We start from the raw sequence: 15,224 nt of genomic DNA on the forward strand, positions 1-15,224 counted from the left end.
GCGCGGCGGAAAGCCGCCGCGGAGCCTCACGTAGATTGCGCGCTGTGCCACCCCGCCCCCCCCTGCCGGCCGGGCCCGGAGGCCCGGCGTCAGGCGCCGGGTGAGAGGACCGTTTGGTGCTAAAGCCTTGTAAACCCGTGCGAAGTATAGCACCCGCCCGCTCACACCCGCAACGTTTCGCGAACCGTCTTCGGCGGGCGCGAGAAGACTCAGGTGTCGACCGGGGCGGAATCCGGCCCTTCGATCCAGGCCGCTCCGTCGGCGTAGTGCTCCTTCTTCCAGATCGGAGCGCTTGCCTTGACTCTCTCGATGGCGTGCGCGCAGGCGGCGAGCGCCTCGCGCCGGTGGGCCGCGGCCACGGCGACGACGACGCTGGCCTCGCCGACCTCGAGTCTTCCGACGCGATGCAGAATCGCGACGTGCGGCGTGCCGAAGCGCGCCTCCACCTCCCGACCGATATCGCGCAGGACGATCTCCGCCATCTCGGGGTAGGCGTCGTACTCCAGGAATCGCACCGATCGCCCGTCGTGGTGGTTCCGGGTGGTCCCGACGAACGTTGCGATGGCCCCGCGGTCGGGACCCGCCACCGCCCGGATCGCATCCTGGAGGTCGAGCGGCCGATCGTCGATCCTGTAGAGTCCGGGCATGACCTAATCCTAACCGCCGCTCACCGGAGGAAAGACGGCGATCTCCTCGCGCCCGGTGATCGTCCGGTCCTGGCGGGCGTAGACCCGATCGCACGAGAACAGCGGCCGCTCGTCGCGCGACAGCCCGGGGAGCCCGGCGCGCACCTGCGACCACACGTCTGCGAGCGTCGCTCCCTGCTGGACCTCCACCTCGACCGAGGTGGCCTTTGCCGCCTCGCGATACCGGGCGAACAGGAGGACCCGGACGGTCATCGTATTTCCTCGCTCCCGCGCGCGGAGACGGCCCGCTCGCCGCGCCGGTCCCGGACCATCCGGAGAACTTCGGCGACCATGGCCTCGATCCCCGCCCGCACGTCGACGAGACGGGTGAACGCGGTGAACCCGGGAGTGTGCACGATCGATCTCTGTCGATCGATCCTCAGGGCCTGGGGGCCCGCCGGCGCCGGGGGGATCTCGAGGTCGTCTCCGAGAACCGTCCTGACCGGGATCTCCCCGAGGCTGACGCACCCGATCGGTTTCCCGTCGTCCAGGATCCGACGCAGGAACGCCTCGATCCCGGGATGCATCCGGCGGGCCGCTCCCGGCCGGGCGAAGCCGGAGGAGAAGTTCACCACCGGCCCGTACCCGCCGGGGATCAGGAGCGCCTCGAGCTCGTCGTGCCGCATCGCCTCGAGGGTGCGGATGGGACGGCGCGCCAGCCGCGCCGATTCGCGCAGGACGTTGCGCGGTTCCTCGACCTCGTCGCCGCTCAGGTGGTCGACGGTGCGCTCCTGCGCGATGTCCGGTGCCATGAGGATCGTCTTCTCCCCGGCCGCCTCGACCGCGAGGAGCGTGAATGTCAGCTCGTGCACGTCCGTGCCGTCGTAGTGGCCGCAACCGCCGAGAAGAACACCGATCGACACGGTCAGTCCTCGTGGATTGAGTCTTCGAATCAGGATTATAGGCGTTCGCCGCGCGGCCGCTCAACCGGGAGGGGTGGCCCGGGCGCGTGTTTGTCGTTGACCGGCGGCGGCGCCGGTGGTATGTTTGGTGCGTATTGTGCGATCTAGTTTCAATATAAGGAACACGACACGGATCCCCATGGGCCCACGAAGTGATCGGAGGGGTGACCGGCTTATGCTCCAGCACCATTCGATCGACGTGGGGCGGGGGGTGATGCTGTTACGGCTTCAGGACCGTTCGAATCATCGCAAGTCCTTGTCGTAACGTCATCATCGGCAAAATAAGCCTTGCGCCGGAGGGGACCATCGTCGGACAATCAGGGTGCGATCTTGTACCTTCTGCGATGCGAGGACGGCATAATGCACCCGCGAGCAGGAGGAGATCGACGGGATCGCTTTTCGAGACTGGAGCAGAGGAAAGAAAGGAAAGGGTCACATGGCTCAGCAGGACGTGTCGGCACAGGGGGTCAGGAAGAGGAGCGAGCGGGGTGAGGGTGTGGTGACGGGGAACCAGGCGGTGCGCCGCGCCATCGCCGTGCTCAAGGCGTTCAGCGACGACGCCCCCGAGATGGGCGTGACGGAAGTCAGCCGCAAGGTCATCCTCCACAAGAGCACCGTGTACCGCCTGCTCTCGGCCTTCGAAGGCGAGGGGCTCATCGCCAAGAGTCCGGAAACCGGCAAGTACCGGCTCGGGCCGGAGCTGATCGTCCTGGGCGAGCAGGTCCTGCGCCATACCGATGTACACCGTGTCGCCCTGCCGTTCCTGCGGGAGCTCGCGGATCGAACCGGTGAAACCGTCGATCTCGAGGTGCTCAGCGGCAGCAACGTCGTCACCATCGAGGAGATTGCGGGCAAGCACGTCGTGGCCGCGGCCGGGGCGATCGGGATGCCCTGGGCGGCGCACGCGACCTCGACCGGGAAGGTGCTCCTGGCGCACCTGCCGCCCGAGAAGCAACGGCAGATCCTCGCCCGCACCCTGAAGAAGTTCACCCCGCGCACCATCATCGACGCCAAGACCCTGGGGCGCGATCTCATCAAGATACGCGAGCAGGGGTACGCGGTGTCGTACGGCGAGCTCGAAGACCACCTGATCGCCATCGGCCTGCCGATCAGGAGTCGCAACGGCGACGCTATCGCCGCCGTCAGCATCTCGGGGCCCGACACCCGGCTGACCCCGGACAAGATGTCCGGCCTCATCCGGACCGGCCTCGAAACCTGCGCGAAGATTTCCGGCAGGTTGGGATACCACGGCCCGGCCACTCTGCGGGCGGCCCAGCCGAAGTTCATGGCACCGCGCGCCATCGTATGACGCAGCGTTCGTCCGGCAATCGCCTGCGAGCAGAGAAGGAGGACTGACTTGAGCCACGACGACCTCTATCAGAAGATGGCGGACAGCGTGATCACGGGAGAAGCGGAGAGTTCCGCCGCCCTCGCCCACCAGTCCCTTGAGCTGGGCATTCCTCCGCTCGAATCCATCGACAACGGTTTCGTGAAGGGGATTCGCGTCGTCGGCGATCGCTTCGGCGCCGGCGAGCTGTTCCTCCCGGAGCTGGTCATGAGCGCGGAGGCGATGAAGGCGGCGCTCGCCATCCTCGAGCCGGAGCTCGCCAAGGGCAACTCCGTGCGCGAGAGCCAGGGCGCGGTCCTGGCGTGCACCGTGCAGGGCGACATCCACGACATCGGCAAGCGGATCGTCTGCACGATGCTCTCCGCCAACGGCTTCACCGTCGTGGACCTCGGCGTCAACGTCAAGATCGATCGCTTCGTGCAGGAGATCAAGACGCGCAAGCCGGACATCGTGGCCATGTCCGCCCTCCTGACGACCACCGCCCCCAATCAGGGGAAGGTGATCAAGCTGCTGCAGAAGGAGGGGATCCGCGACCAGTACATCGTCATGGTCGGAGGCGCGCCGACGAGCCTGGGATGGTCGAAGGAGATCGGAGCGGACGGGTACGGCGAGAACGCGACCGAGGCCGTGCGGGTGGCCAAGGAACTGATGGCGAAGAAGCGCGCCCGGCCGGCGTCGGCCGAGCCCGAGACGGTCGCACCGGTCAGGGCCGTCGGCGAGGCCTCCGCCTCCTCCGGCGGCGTGCTCCAGGCGGCCGCGGCGGACTGAATCCCCCGCCGGGCGCCCGGGACCGAGCGGTCCCGCCGTCCGGCGCCAAGGAGACCACCCGTGTCGATCGTCGTACCGGCCCGCGTGCGCGGTTTCTTCCAGAGGCACCCGGGACTCACACGCGCACTCGAGATCGTCATCCTGCCGTTCGAGACCGCCGGCAAGAAGCTCGCGTTCGGATGCAGGATGTGCGGCCAGTGCATCCTGCACGAGACCGGCATGACCTGCCCGATGGGCTGCCCCAAGACGCTGCGCAACGGTCCCTGCGGAGGCGTGCGCATGAACGGTCACTGCGAGGTGGTCCCGGAGATGATGTGCGTGTGGGTGAAAGCGGAGCGGCGGTCGCGCTGGCTCCCCTGGCGGGGCGCGATCCTGAAGATCCAGCCCGGCCTCGACTGGAGCCTGAAGGGACGCTCCGCCTGGATCAACGTGCTGGCCGGACATCACGAGAGAGAGACGCAGTGACGCGCCACCCCCAGCCTGTCATCCCCCGGCTCGAGGCGGCTTTCCGCTCGGGCCTGCCGGTCGTCACCTGCGAAATCGCCGCGGGCGACGGCGCCGATCCGGACGACGTCATCCGACGCGTCAGGCTGGTGCGCGACCACGTGGACGCGGTGAACGTCCCTGACAACACCGCCGGTGTCGTCCACATGGCCGCCTGGGCCGCCTCGATCCTCATGGCGCGCGAAGGGGTCGACCCGATCATGCACGTGACTTGCAGGGACCGGAACCGGATGGCTCTGCAGAGCGACCTGCTCGGAGCGGCCGCCCTGGGCGTCCGGAACATCCTCTGCCTGACCGGGGACCACATGGTGCACGGCGATCACCCGGGGGCCAAGCCCGTATTCGACCTCGATTCGCTTCAGCTGCTCGGGCTGGCCGACGTCCTGCGCCACGGTCGCTACCTGAGCGGGCGCGAGATCAAGCCGGCGCCCGACCTCTTCCCCGGGGCCACGGAGAACCCGTTCGCGCCGCCGTACGATTTCCGCCCGCTCCGCCTGCAGAAGAAACTCGAGGCGGGTGCGCGCTTCATCCAGACTCAGATCACCTTCAACGTCGAGCGCTTCGCGGCGTTCATGGCGCGCGTGCGCGACCTCGGTCTGGATCGAAGAGTGCCGATCCTCGCCGGTGTCGCGCCCCTGCGCTCCGCCCGCGCGGCGCGCTACATGCGGGAGCGGGTGCCCGGCATGGAGGTCCCCGACGACATCGTGCGCCGCATGGAGCAGGCCGGCAGCGAACGGTCCCGGCGCGAGGAGGAGGGGATCCGCATCTGTGTCGAGACCATCGAGCGGCTGCGCGAGGTCCAGGGCCTCGCCGGCTTCCACGTGATGCCGATCCACTGGGAGGAGGCGGTCTCCGAGATCGCCGCGCGGGCGCGCCTGGTGCCGGCACGAGCCGCCCTCGCCTCCCCCATCCCCGCGATCGTGCGCGAGGACGCGGCCGACACGCTGCACAACCGTCCGCGGGAGCACCGAGCATGAAGACCATCGTGTCGTCCGCATCCAGGACCATCGTGATCAGCCCGGAGGACCCGTTCGTCATCATCGGCGAGCGAATCAACCCGACCAATCGGAAGAAGCTGGCCGAGGAGCTGCGGCGCTTCGATTTCACCCGCGTGCGGAGAGACGCCGTCGCCCAGGTCGAGGCCGGGGCCCAGATGCTCGACGTCAACACCGGCATCCCCGGCGCCGACGAGCCGGGCATGCTGAAGGGGGCGATCCAGGCGGTGATGGAGGTCACCGACGTGCCGATCTCCATCGACTCGTCCACCCCCGAGGCGCTCGAGACCGCCCTCCCCGCCTACAAGGGGAAGGCGCTGGTCAACTCGGTGACCGGCGAGGACGAGATGCTGGAGCGCCTCCTGCCCCTCGTGAAGAAATACGGCGCCGCGGTGATCGGCATCGCCAACGACGATACCGGGATCAGCAACGATCCGCAGGAGAGGTTCCTCATCGCCAGGAAGATCGTCGAGCGCGCGGCGGACCATGGTATTCCGAAGGAAGACGTGATCATCGACCCGCTCTGCATGCCTATAGGCGCGAACCACGAGTTCGGCAGGATCACCTTCGAGACCATGCGCCTCATCCGCGAAGGCCTGGGCGTGAACATGTCGGTCGGCGCCGGGAACGTCGGGTTCGGCCTGCCGGACCGCCCGCCCCTCACGGCCAGCTTCATCCAGCTGGGGATGCACGTAGGTCTGACCGCCTCCATCACCAACGCCCTCGACGCCGAGATCTACAAGATGATCCTGGCCGGCGACCTGATGCTGGGGCGCGACCCCTTCGGCCGGAAGTGGAACGCGCACTTCCGCAAGGTGTCGGCGGCCAAGGCCGGGGGCCGCCCGGCCGCCGAAAAGACCGCCCCCGCCGGACAGCCATCCCCCAGGGCCTGAGACAGCAGCACGAGAGGCCGTCCATGAAACCGACGACAACCGCCAGCGCCGAGAAGGTCAAGGTCACGTTCCTGCCCAAGGAGACGTCGACGCGCGTTCCGGCCGGGACCACCCTGTTCCACGCCGCCGCGTGGACCGGCCAGCCGATCGAGAGCACGTGCGGCGGGCGCGGAACGTGCGGCAAGTGCCGCGTTCAGGTGATCGAAGGCTCCACGCCGATGACCCCCGCCGACCAGGATCACCTGTCCCGGGAGGACCTCGCGGCCGGCTGGCGCCTGTCGTGCCAGGCCGAGGTGCGCGACGAGATGGTCGTCCAGGTGCCGCGCCTCCTCAGCACGCCCAAGACGGCGATGTTCGGCGTCGGCCGCCAGGTCCTGCTCGACCCGAACGTCCACAAGGTCCGCCTGAAGCTGGACGAGCCGACGCTGCACGACCAGCGTTCCGACTATCGGCGCCTCAAGGACGCGCTGCGGGAACAGGGGTTCGCGATGACCGCGTCCCTGCCCGTTCTCCGCACCCTGCCGAAGGCGCTGCGCGAGGCCGAGTTCGACGTCACGGCCGTGCTGTGCGGCGAGACCCTGGTCGCCGTCGAGCCGGGCGACACGACGGGCGAGTGCTACGGCATCGCCTTCGATCTGGGCACCACGACGATCGTCGGCACCCTGATGGACCTGAACACCGGCGGCGCCCGCGCGGTGACCTCGACGCTCAATGCCCAGGCGATCCACGGAGGCGACGTCCTGTCGCGTATCTCGTACACGATGGGGAAGAAGGAAGGGCTCGAGGAGCTTCAGCATTTCGCCGCCTTCACGATCAACGGCATCATCGAGAAGCTGGCCGCCGAGTCGGGTGTCCCCGCCGCCCGCGTGTACGAGATCACCGTGGGCGGCAACCTCACGATGATGCATCTCCTGATGGGGATCGACCCCGAGCCGATTTCGGTGACACCGTTCGCCGCGGCCGCCGCGCACGGCATCGATGTCCGGGCGCTCGACCTCGGTATCACGATCCATCCGGAGGGGCGTGTCTACCTGTTCCCAGCCATCGGCGCCTACGTCGGCGGCGACATCGTCGCCGGTCTTCTGGCCACCGCCGTTCCGCGCGGCAGCAGGCTGCGGCTGTTCGTGGACGTCGGCACCAACGGCGAGATCGCCCTGGGTTCGGAGCAGCGCACGGTCGCGACGGCCGCACCCGCCGGTCCCGCGTTCGAAGGGGCCGAGATCTCCTGCGGCATGCGGGCGACGACCGGCGCCATCGAGGGGGTGCAGATCACCGAGGACGCCGTCATCCTGCAGACCATCGACGACGCCCCGCCCGTCGGCCTGTGCGGCTCGGGTCTCGTCGACGTCGTGGCGCAGCTCTACAGGCGCGGACTGATGGACGCCACCGGCCGCATGCGTTCCCGCGACGACCTGCGCGGTTCGATCCCCGACACCCTGTCGTCCCGCCTCGTCACGCTGGACGGGGTGCGCGCCTTCGTCCTGGCGACCGAGCAGGACACGGGGGCACGGCCGGTCGTCTTCAGCCAGAAGGATGTGCGCCAGCTCCAGTTCGCCAAGGGGTCGATCGCCTCCGGCATCAAGGTCCTGATGAAGGTGATGGGCGTCGAACCGAAGGACCTGCAGGAGGTGCTCCTGGCCGGGGCCTTCGGATCGTACATCCACCCGGACGCCGCACGGATCATCGGGCTGGTCCCGGCCGTCCCCCTCGATCGCATCCGCGCGGTCGGAAACGCGGCGGGCGAAGGGGCGAAGATCGCTCTCCTGTCCTACCGCGAGCGCGAGGCGGCCGAGGCGATGCCGAGCCGCGTCGAGTACATCGAGCTCTCCGGTCGCGAGGACTTCAACGACATCTTCATGGGTGTCCTGGGATTCCCGCCTCTCGACAGTCTGCCCTGAGCCCGCCTCGCCCGCTCGTTCCGGTTCAATAGCGCGGGAACCCGCGCTGCTGCAGGCCGACTTCCAGAGCGTGGCTCTCCTCGTAGATGAGCGGGACGAACAACCGGCGCCTGTCGGGTCCGTGCAGGACCACGATATGGGCGACCGGTCCGCCCGCCGGTGGTCGGCGCCGCCAGTCGACCACCTCGCTCCAGGCCACCTGGTCGTCTCCGAGAGGGCCGGCCAGTCTGAAGCCGCGGTCGTCGATGATGAGACGGGCGAGGCAGTAACGTGCCGCGTAGTATGCGGCGCACGCCCCCACGAGAAGGCCCACGGCACCGCGCCAGAACGTGAAGTTTCCGGAGTCCGGCTGCTGCATGCCGCGCGACAGGAAGAGGGTGCCGGTCAGAAGGAAGTAGAGCGCGGCGGCCAGATGGAGAAAGCGCGGCAGGGGGCGGCAGCGCAGGACGAGGGGCGGAAGGTCATCGTGCGAGCCGGCCGGGTGCTGTGGCCCGCTCACGCCAGCTGCTTGAGGAGCTCGCGGCAGGAGGGAAGAACGCGCCGGATCGTCTCCTCGAGGCCGCCCTCGACGATGGCGCCGGCGGCGTTCGTGTGACCGCCGCCGCCGAATCGGGACGCGAGGCGGTTGACGTCGAGGTCTCCCTTGCTCCTGAAGGAGAGCTTGGTCCTGTCTCCCTCCATCTCTTTGAAAAGCACGCCGACGCGCACGCCGTCGATCGACAGCAGATCGTTGACGACTTCCGAGGTGTCTTCCGTCTCGGCCCCGCAGCGGGTCACCTGCTCGCGCGTCAGCGAGATCCAGGCGAGCCGCCCCCTCTCTTCCTGGCGGAGATCGGCCATGGCGACCCCGCCCAGTCTCAGGAGCGCCGCGCTGTTCCGCTCGAAGACCTCCCCATAGACCAGGGGCGGGCTGACGCCGGCCGCCAGCATCTCGGCGGCCGCCTCGTGACAGCGGGGCGAGGTCTTCGAGAAGCGGAAGTAGCCGGTGTCGGTCACGAGGGACACGTAGGCCGCCTGCGCCGCGTTCCGGTCGACCCGGCCGCCCATCGCCTTGACGATCTGGAAGACCAGCTCGCCGGTCGCGCAGGACTCGGGATCGACGATGTTGACCTTCCAGAACGGCTCGACCAGGTTGTGATGGTCGATGCAGATCGTCACGGCGCGCGACGCGCGGATGGCCGGCTCCAGGGGACCCATGCGGGTGGTCGCGGAATTGTCGAGCATGAAGATCAGGTCGGCGCCGCGCAGGAACGGGTCGTGCTTCGACGCGTCGAACACCTCGACCGCACCCTCCGGGTCGAGGAACCGGTACTTCGCGGCGAGCGGCTCGGTGTTGATGACCCGCGCGTCGATCCCGAGCGTCCGGAGATGGCCGAGAAGGCAGATCTCCGCTCCGATGCCGTCGCCGTCGGGAGTCACATGGGTCGCGAGCGCGGCGGTCCGCGCGCCGTCCAGAAGCGGCTTCAGCCGCAGCGCCGCGTCCGCGATCATCTCCCTGTCCTTTTCGGTCATTCCGCGCCGTCCCTCTGCACCCGGACAGCACCGTCACGGTAGGCCCGCGACAGCTCCACGTAGGCCCTGGCGTTCGCGTGGATCCTCTCGATCTCCTCCGGACGCAGCGGCCGCACGACCTTCCCCGGGACGCCGAGAACGAGCGACCCTTCGGGGACCCTCGTCCCCTCCGGAACGATCGCCCCGGCGCCGATCAGGCAGTGCCGGCCGATGTGACACCCGCTCAGCACCACCGCCTTCATCGCGACCAGCACATCGTCCTCGACGACCGAGGCGTGCACGATCGCCCCGTGGCCGAGCGTCACACGCTCGCCGATCCGGGTCGGCCGGCCGCGGTCCACGTGCACCACGCAGGCGTCCTGGATATTGCTCTCGGCGCCGACGGCGATAGGCTCCATGTCGCCCCGCACCGTCGCGTTGAACCAGACCGAGGCGTTCCGGCCAAGGCTCACCTCCCCCACGAGAGCCGCGCCCGGCGCGATGTAGGCCGTGGGATCGATCGTCAGCTTCGTCGCCCGGTAATCCGTCATCGGCGCACCGTCGGCTCTTTGTCCGCGTGGGGAGCCCGCGAATATAGGCCGCGCCCTCCCCCAAGTCAAGGTGCGGATCCCGTTTACTCCGGGCAGGCCGAGGCTTCGTCGTGAGACGGCGCGGGCGCCGCGGACGGGGCACAGACACGGCCGGCGGCGACGGCGGCGACTCGGGGCGGCAGCGGGCCCCCCAGGAGCGAATCACGAACGATGCGGACCGGGTGGACGACCGGCAGCCCGGCGCCCTGCTCGATCTGGATCTTGCAGGTGCCGCAGCCGGTGGCGACGACACCGACGCCGGTCTCCTCGATGCTCTCGAAGAGCGGGCGGCCCATGTGCATCGACAGGGAGAAGTTCTTCTCCTTCATGCCGAAAGTCCCGGCGATGCCGCAGCAATGGTCCTGGACGATCGGCACGACCTCCACGCCCGGCACGAGGGACAGGAGACGCACGACCGCGTCCCCCAGGCCGCGCGCCTGCATGTGGCACGGGTTGTGGTAGGTGAGGCGGATCGGCACCGGCTTCAGACGGGCGCGCAGGCCGGGATCCGTCTCGAGGATCGACAGCGCGTATTCATGGATGTCGCGGATATGACGGGCCAGGACCTCCGACTGCGGCGTCCCCAGGAGCCGCGGGTAGTCCTCCACCAGCGCCAGGCCGCAGGACGGGGCGCTGTAGACGACTTCGTAGCCGCGTCGCGTCAGCTCGAGCAGCGCCGCGACGTTGCGTTCCGCCGAGGATCGCACGTCGTCCAGGTGGCCGTAGGTGATCGCCGCTATGCCGCAGCATTCCTGCGGCGGGATGGCGACCGTGCACCCCAGGGCCTCCAGGAGATCGATCGTCGCCTTCCCCTCCCCTTCGACGTCCTGGTACCCGCCGAAGCAGCCGTGGAAGTAGGCGACCTTGCGACCCGCGGGATCGACCGAAGGGACCCGCGGCCGCAGAGGCTCGGGGTCGAACGGCGCCATGTCGCGCTTCATCGCGATCCCGCTCACCGCCGCCATCAGCCGGCGCGCGGGGGGGAAGCGCAGAGCCGCGTTCGCCAGGGGCGCCAGCATCGTGCCGAAGCGCAGCATCGGGCCGGGGTTGGTCAGGACTCTCTCGGTCGCATCCTTGCCGCGCGCGCGCACGTAGATGTCCTTGGCCATGACGGCCATGCCGGGAATGTCGATGGCCGTCGGGCATTCCGAATGGCACAGCTGGCAGTTGACGCACAGGTCCATGATCGACTTGAACTCATCGCCGGCCATCACGTCCGGCTCGAGCCGTCCCGAGATGACCGCCCGCAGGAGATTGGCCTTGGCGCGCGCCGTGGCCGCCTCGTCGCGCGTCGCGACGGCGACCGGACAGTAGTTGCGGCAGGCGCCGCAGCCGTGGCACTTCTCGATCTCCTTCTGCCACACCGCGTCGTCGATCGTCGTGGCGGTCGGCCGGCGCAGGTAACTCCCGCCGTATCTCAGATCATCCGTCAGCCCGTAGCTCCCGTCGTGCACGATGATCCCGGGGTTCAAGATCGCCCGCGGGTCGAACAGGCGCTTGACATCCTCGAACGCCCCGACCAGCGGGCCGTAGGCGCGACGCAGGTACGGCGTGCGCAGGCGGCCGTCGCCGTGCTCGCCGGACAGCGAGCCACCCATGTCGATCACCAGGTCGGTGAATTCCCCGGCCATCGCCTCCATCAGCGCCAGGTCACGCGGGTCCTTCTGGTTCAGCATCGGGTTGCAGTGCAGGTTGCAGTCGCCGGCGTGGCCGAAGATCGCCGCCTGCACGTTGTACTTGCGCAGGAGGAGGCGCATCCTTTTGACGAACTCGGCCATCTGCTCGGGATGGATCGCGGCGTCCTCGATGAAGCGGGTGTTGCGCCGCGTTCCTTCCCGGCGCGACAGGATCGGCGAGGCGGCCTTGCGCACCGCCCAGATGCGCGCCGTGTCCTCCGGCCGGGCGGAGTACCGGACGTCCTTCGCGAGGTCCATCCGGCCCGTCAGGACGGCGGCCAGCCGCGCCATCCTGTCCAGCACCTCCTTCGGATCCTCACCCTCCAGCTCGACGATCAGGATCGCCTCCGTGCCGTCCGGCAGCGTGGCGCCCGTTTTGGGATCGGCCTCGCGGATCACCTGCACGAAGGTCGCGTCGAGGAGCTCCACGGCCGACGGACCGAACTTCAGGATCTCCACGACGGCGGCACCCGACTTCTCGAGATCGTCGAACAGCGCCAGGGCCGTCGCCTTCGCCTTCGGGACCGGGACGATGCGGAGCGTGGCGTCCAGGATCAGAGCGAGCGTCCCCTCCGACCCGACCAGGACCTGCGCCAGGTCGATGCTCCCGTTCACCGCCTCGCGCAGGGCGTAACCCGACGAGTTGCGGCGCGTCTTCGGCTGGTGCCTGTCGATCACGTCCCGGTGGCAGGTCGCGATCTCCAGAAGACCCGAGGCCAGGCGCGCCTGCGGTCCGGGCGCCCAGGCGCCACCACCCGGCCGCGGCAGGGGCTCGGTGTCGAGGACCGTTCCGTCGGCCAGGGCCACGCGCAGGGACACCGTGTTCTCCCGCGTGGCGCCGTGCCTGATGGTGTGCGAGCCGCCGGCGTTGTTCGCCAGCATGCCGCCGATGGTGCACCAGGAGGCGGAGGACGGATCGGGCGCGAACTGCATCCCCTTGCGCCTGAGGACTCGGTTGAGCTGGCTCTGGATGACCCCGGGCTGCACGCGCGCCGTGCCTCGCGCCGTATCGATCTCCCCGATGCGCTGGAAGTATTTCGAGAAATCGAGGACGATCCCCCGCCCGAGCGTCTGTCCGGCGAGGCCCGAACCGCCGCCCCGCGCGGTGATCGGGATCCTGTTCCGGCGCGCGTACTCCAGCACGGCGAGGACATCCGCCTCGTGACGGGGGACGACGGCGCCGAGCGGCATCACCTGGAAGATGCACGCCGCCGTGCTGTACAGCGTGCGGTGCAGGGAGTCGAACAGGACCTCCCCTTCGACGAGTCGCCGCAGGTCCTCGGCGACACCGGCCGCGTCGGGCCCCGAGGAGGATCGTCCGGACTCAGTGAGCGCGGGCATGTCGTCCCTTCGGGGGGCCGGGAGCCAGGAGCCCGGCCACGTGCCGGATCTCCGGCAGGATCAGCCGGGTCATGGCCAGACGCACGGCGGACGACGAACCCGGCATCGAGAACACCGCGAGACGGCGGTACGTGCCGGCCAAAGCGCGGCTCAGCATCGCCGCCGAACCGATGCCGCGGTAACTGAGGGCCCGGAAGATCTCCCCGAACCCGTCGAGCCGTTTGTCGAGCAGCCCCGCGACCGCTTCGTAGGTCGAGTCCCGGCGGCCGATGCCGGTGCCGCCGGTCAGAAGGGCCACGCGCACGTCCGGCCTCCGGGACAGGGTCTTCAGATGCGACACGATGCGGCGGGGATCGTCCTTGAGGATCCGGTAATCGGCCACGCTATGCCCGGCCCGCCGCAGAGCCCGCAGGATCAGGGCGCCGCTGCGATCGGTCGATGCATCCCGCGTGTCGCTGATGGTGAGAACGGCGCAGGACACGGACGGCGGACCCTTCAGGCGGTGCTCGCGGTGACCCATCTTCCCCCCGAAGATCCGCGCCGGACTAACCCGCGAGATCCAGGAGGTAGCGGGTCAGTGTGCGCACGCCGACGCCCGACCCGCCCTTCTTCATGTAGGAGTACTCCTTGTCCCCGAAGGCCGGGCCGGCGATGTCAAGGTGCGCCCAGCCGAGTCCCTCCCTCACGAAATGGCTCAGGAAGAGCGCGGCGGTGATCGCGCCCCCCCAGCGGATACCCGTGTTCTTGATGTCCGCGACGTCGCTCTTGATGTGCTCGACGTACTCGTCGTACAGCGGCAGCGGCCACATCGGCTCGCCCGCCTTGGCGGCGGCGGCCAGGATGTCGTCCACCAGCTCCCGGTTGTTGCCCAGGACACCGGCCGCCATCGGACCGAGGGCCACCACGCAGGCGCCCGTGAGAGTCGCCAGGTCGATCGCCACCTCGAGATCCGGGAGGGTGGAGGCGTACGACAGCGCGTCGGCCAGGACCAGGCGACCTTCGGCGTCGGTGTTGCGCACCTCGACGGTCTTGCCGTTCATGATTTTCAGGATATCGCCGGGATGGAGGGCGCCGCCTCCCGGCATGTTCTCCGCCATCCCCATGAGGCCGACGACCTCGGCGCGCGGCGCCAGCTCCGGCAGGATCTTGAGCGTCGCCAGGACCGCCGCGGATCCCGCCATGTCGCACTTCATCGTCTCCATCCCCTCCGAGGTCTTGAGCGACAGCCCGCCCGAGTCGAAGGTCAGCCCCTTGCCGACGAGGGCGACCTTGCGGGCCGCCCGGTCTTCCGGTTTGTAGTCGAGCTGGATGAGACACGGCGGGTTCTTCGAGCCCTGGCCGACGCCGAGGATGCCTCCCATGCCCATGCGGCGCAGGTCCTCCGGCTCGAAGATCTTGATCCCGATCTTCGACTCCTCCGCCACCTGCCGGGCGATCTCCGCCATTCTCCGCGGGAACAGCTCGCCGGCGGGCTCGTTGACCAGGTCGCGCGCGAAGTTGGTGGCGCCGGACGTCGTTTCGCCGAACGAGATCCCGTCCGTCACATCGCGCAGGACGGCGTCGCCCGCGGCCACCTGGACCTCGCGCAGGTACCTGCGACCGGCTCGCGCCTCGGAACGGTAGCGATCGAACCGGTAGGTGCCGAGAAGGATCCCCTCGGCCAGTGCCGCGGCCGCCTCGCGCGCGGGGAACGGTTCGGCCCCGGCGGGCAAAAGCGGCAACGCCACGCTCGCCGCGCCCGCCCGGTCGCATTCAATGAGAGCGTCGCCCAGGTAGCGCCTGTAACGCTCCAGCGTCAGCTTGTCCTTGGATCCCAGTCCGAGGAGGAGGTATCTCCGGCATCGCAGGCCGTCCGCGGGGGAAGCGTGCCACATCAGATGGCGGCCGGCGCGACCCTCGAAGCGATCTTCCTTGGCGATCTCGACCAGACGCTGCGACAGGGAACGGTCGACGGGACCCGGAGGCGAGGGATCTCCCGTGAACTTGTAGACGATCCCGACGTCGGCCGAAAGACCCGCGAGATCGCCCTTCTTCGCTTCGATCCGCAGGGCCGCGCTCACGCCCGCCCTTTCACCATCGCCCGCACGCGCGCAACCAGAGCCCGGGTGGACAGGCCGACCTCGTCGAAGATC

At 69.1% G+C, this 15,224-nt stretch carries 15 protein-coding genes; 6 read left to right on the top strand and 9 right to left on the bottom strand.

The window, feature by feature from the left end; all coding sequences use genetic code 11:
* Positions 1–209: 209 nt before the first annotated feature.
* From VEW47_03010 to VEW47_03020, 3 genes are read right to left on the bottom strand one after another with little or no spacing between them, the layout of a single operon-like run.
* Positions 210–647, bottom strand: a complete 438-nt coding sequence (locus tag VEW47_03010) for a molybdenum cofactor biosynthesis protein MoaE (GenBank protein ID HYS04140.1) — start codon at positions 645–647, stop codon at positions 210–212.
* A gap of 9 nt (positions 648–656) precedes the next feature.
* Complete coding sequence (locus VEW47_03015; protein HYS04141.1) at positions 657–899, bottom strand: MoaD/ThiS family protein; 243 nt, start codon at positions 897–899, stop codon at positions 657–659.
* Positions 896–1,549 carry a hypothetical protein gene (locus tag VEW47_03020; GenBank protein ID HYS04142.1) on the bottom strand — a complete coding sequence of 218 codons (654 nt, stop codon included), beginning with the start codon at positions 1,547–1,549 and terminating at the stop codon, positions 896–898. Before VEW47_03020 ends, VEW47_03015 begins: the two co-directional genes overlap by 4 nt.
* Before the next feature lie 475 nt (positions 1,550–2,024).
* On the opposite strand from VEW47_03020, the gene VEW47_03025 reads away from it, so the two are divergent.
* The 6 genes from VEW47_03025 to VEW47_03050 are packed head-to-tail and all read left to right on the top strand — an operon-like array spanning position 2,025 to position 7,994.
* Entirely contained in the window at positions 2,025–2,897 is an 873-nt protein-coding gene (locus VEW47_03025) for an IclR family transcriptional regulator (protein ID HYS04143.1), read from the top strand.
* Positions 2,898–2,945: 48 nt separating this feature from the next.
* On the top strand, positions 2,946–3,704 hold the full coding sequence (locus VEW47_03030; GenBank protein HYS04144.1) for a corrinoid protein: 759 nt from the start codon (positions 2,946–2,948) through the stop codon (positions 3,702–3,704).
* 60 nt (positions 3,705–3,764) lie between these two features.
* Entirely contained in the window at positions 3,765–4,169 is a 405-nt protein-coding gene (locus VEW47_03035) for a methylenetetrahydrofolate reductase C-terminal domain-containing protein (GenBank protein HYS04145.1), read from the top strand.
* A complete protein-coding gene (locus tag VEW47_03040; GenBank protein HYS04146.1) occupies positions 4,166–5,185 on the top strand; it encodes a methylenetetrahydrofolate reductase in 1,020 nt (339 codons plus the stop codon). The genes VEW47_03035 and VEW47_03040 overlap by 4 nt, the downstream gene beginning before the upstream one ends.
* On the top strand, positions 5,182–6,096 hold the full coding sequence (locus VEW47_03045; GenBank protein ID HYS04147.1) for a dihydropteroate synthase: 915 nt from the start codon (positions 5,182–5,184) through the stop codon (positions 6,094–6,096). Before VEW47_03040 ends, VEW47_03045 begins: the two co-directional genes overlap by 4 nt.
* Before the next feature lie 23 nt (positions 6,097–6,119).
* The gene (locus VEW47_03050; protein ID HYS04148.1) at positions 6,120–7,994 is read left to right on the top strand and encodes an ASKHA domain-containing protein; all 1,875 of its coding nucleotides are present in this window, start codon (positions 6,120–6,122) and stop codon (positions 7,992–7,994) included.
* A 25-nt stretch (positions 7,995–8,019) separates the two neighbouring features.
* Here the strand turns inward: VEW47_03050 and VEW47_03055 are convergent, their stop codons facing one another.
* The 6 genes from VEW47_03055 to VEW47_03080 form a co-directional block, all read right to left on the bottom strand.
* A complete protein-coding gene (locus VEW47_03055; protein HYS04149.1) occupies positions 8,020–8,493 on the bottom strand; it encodes a hypothetical protein in 474 nt (157 codons plus the stop codon).
* Positions 8,490–9,506, bottom strand: coding sequence for a bifunctional oligoribonuclease/PAP phosphatase NrnA (locus VEW47_03060; GenBank protein HYS04150.1), 1,017 nt, complete (start codon positions 9,504–9,506; stop codon positions 8,490–8,492). Before VEW47_03060 ends, VEW47_03055 begins: the two co-directional genes overlap by 4 nt.
* Positions 9,503–10,036 (bottom strand): gamma carbonic anhydrase family protein, encoded by a 534-nt coding sequence (locus VEW47_03065; protein HYS04151.1) that lies wholly within the window; start codon positions 10,034–10,036, stop codon positions 9,503–9,505. Before VEW47_03065 ends, VEW47_03060 begins: the two co-directional genes overlap by 4 nt.
* A gap of 83 nt (positions 10,037–10,119) precedes the next feature.
* On the bottom strand, positions 10,120–13,092 hold the full coding sequence (locus VEW47_03070; GenBank protein ID HYS04152.1) for an anaerobic glycerol-3-phosphate dehydrogenase subunit C: 2,973 nt from the start codon (positions 13,090–13,092) through the stop codon (positions 10,120–10,122).
* Positions 13,076–13,612: a MogA/MoaB family molybdenum cofactor biosynthesis protein gene (locus VEW47_03075; protein HYS04153.1), complete on the bottom strand. Its 537-nt coding sequence runs from the start codon at positions 13,610–13,612 to the stop codon at positions 13,076–13,078. Before VEW47_03075 ends, VEW47_03070 begins: the two co-directional genes overlap by 17 nt.
* 25 nt (positions 13,613–13,637) lie before the next feature.
* Complete coding sequence (locus VEW47_03080) at positions 13,638–15,152, bottom strand: leucyl aminopeptidase (GenBank protein HYS04154.1); 1,515 nt, start codon at positions 15,150–15,152, stop codon at positions 13,638–13,640.
* Between the last annotated feature and the right edge of the window lie 72 nt (positions 15,153–15,224).

This window comes from Candidatus Dormiibacterota bacterium (assembly GCA_035635555.1).
GTDB lineage: Bacteria > Acidobacteriota > Polarisedimenticolia > Gp22-AA2 > Gp22-AA2 > Gp22-AA3.

Excerpts from the sequence above, each read along its gene's own strand:
- VEW47_03045 (HYS04147.1), top strand. The coding sequence starts at position 5,182 with ATGAAGACCATCGTGTCGTCCGCATCCAGGACCATCGTGATCAGCCCG.
- VEW47_03065 (HYS04151.1), bottom strand. The coding sequence starts at position 10,036 with ATGACGGATTACCGGGCGACGAAGCTGACGATCGATCCCACGGCCTAC.
- VEW47_03070 (HYS04152.1), bottom strand. The coding sequence starts at position 13,092 with ATGCCCGCGCTCACTGAGTCCGGACGATCCTCCTCGGGGCCCGACGCG.
- VEW47_03060 (HYS04150.1), bottom strand. The coding sequence starts at position 9,506 with ATGACCGAAAAGGACAGGGAGATGATCGCGGACGCGGCGCTGCGGCTG.
- VEW47_03075 (HYS04153.1), bottom strand. The coding sequence starts at position 13,612 with ATGGGTCACCGCGAGCACCGCCTGAAGGGTCCGCCGTCCGTGTCCTGC.
- VEW47_03015 (HYS04141.1), bottom strand. The coding sequence starts at position 899 with ATGACCGTCCGGGTCCTCCTGTTCGCCCGGTATCGCGAGGCGGCAAAG.
- VEW47_03050 (HYS04148.1), top strand. The coding sequence starts at position 6,120 with ATGAAACCGACGACAACCGCCAGCGCCGAGAAGGTCAAGGTCACGTTC.
- VEW47_03010 (HYS04140.1), bottom strand. The coding sequence starts at position 647 with ATGCCCGGACTCTACAGGATCGACGATCGGCCGCTCGACCTCCAGGAT.
- VEW47_03025 (HYS04143.1), top strand. The coding sequence starts at position 2,025 with ATGGCTCAGCAGGACGTGTCGGCACAGGGGGTCAGGAAGAGGAGCGAG.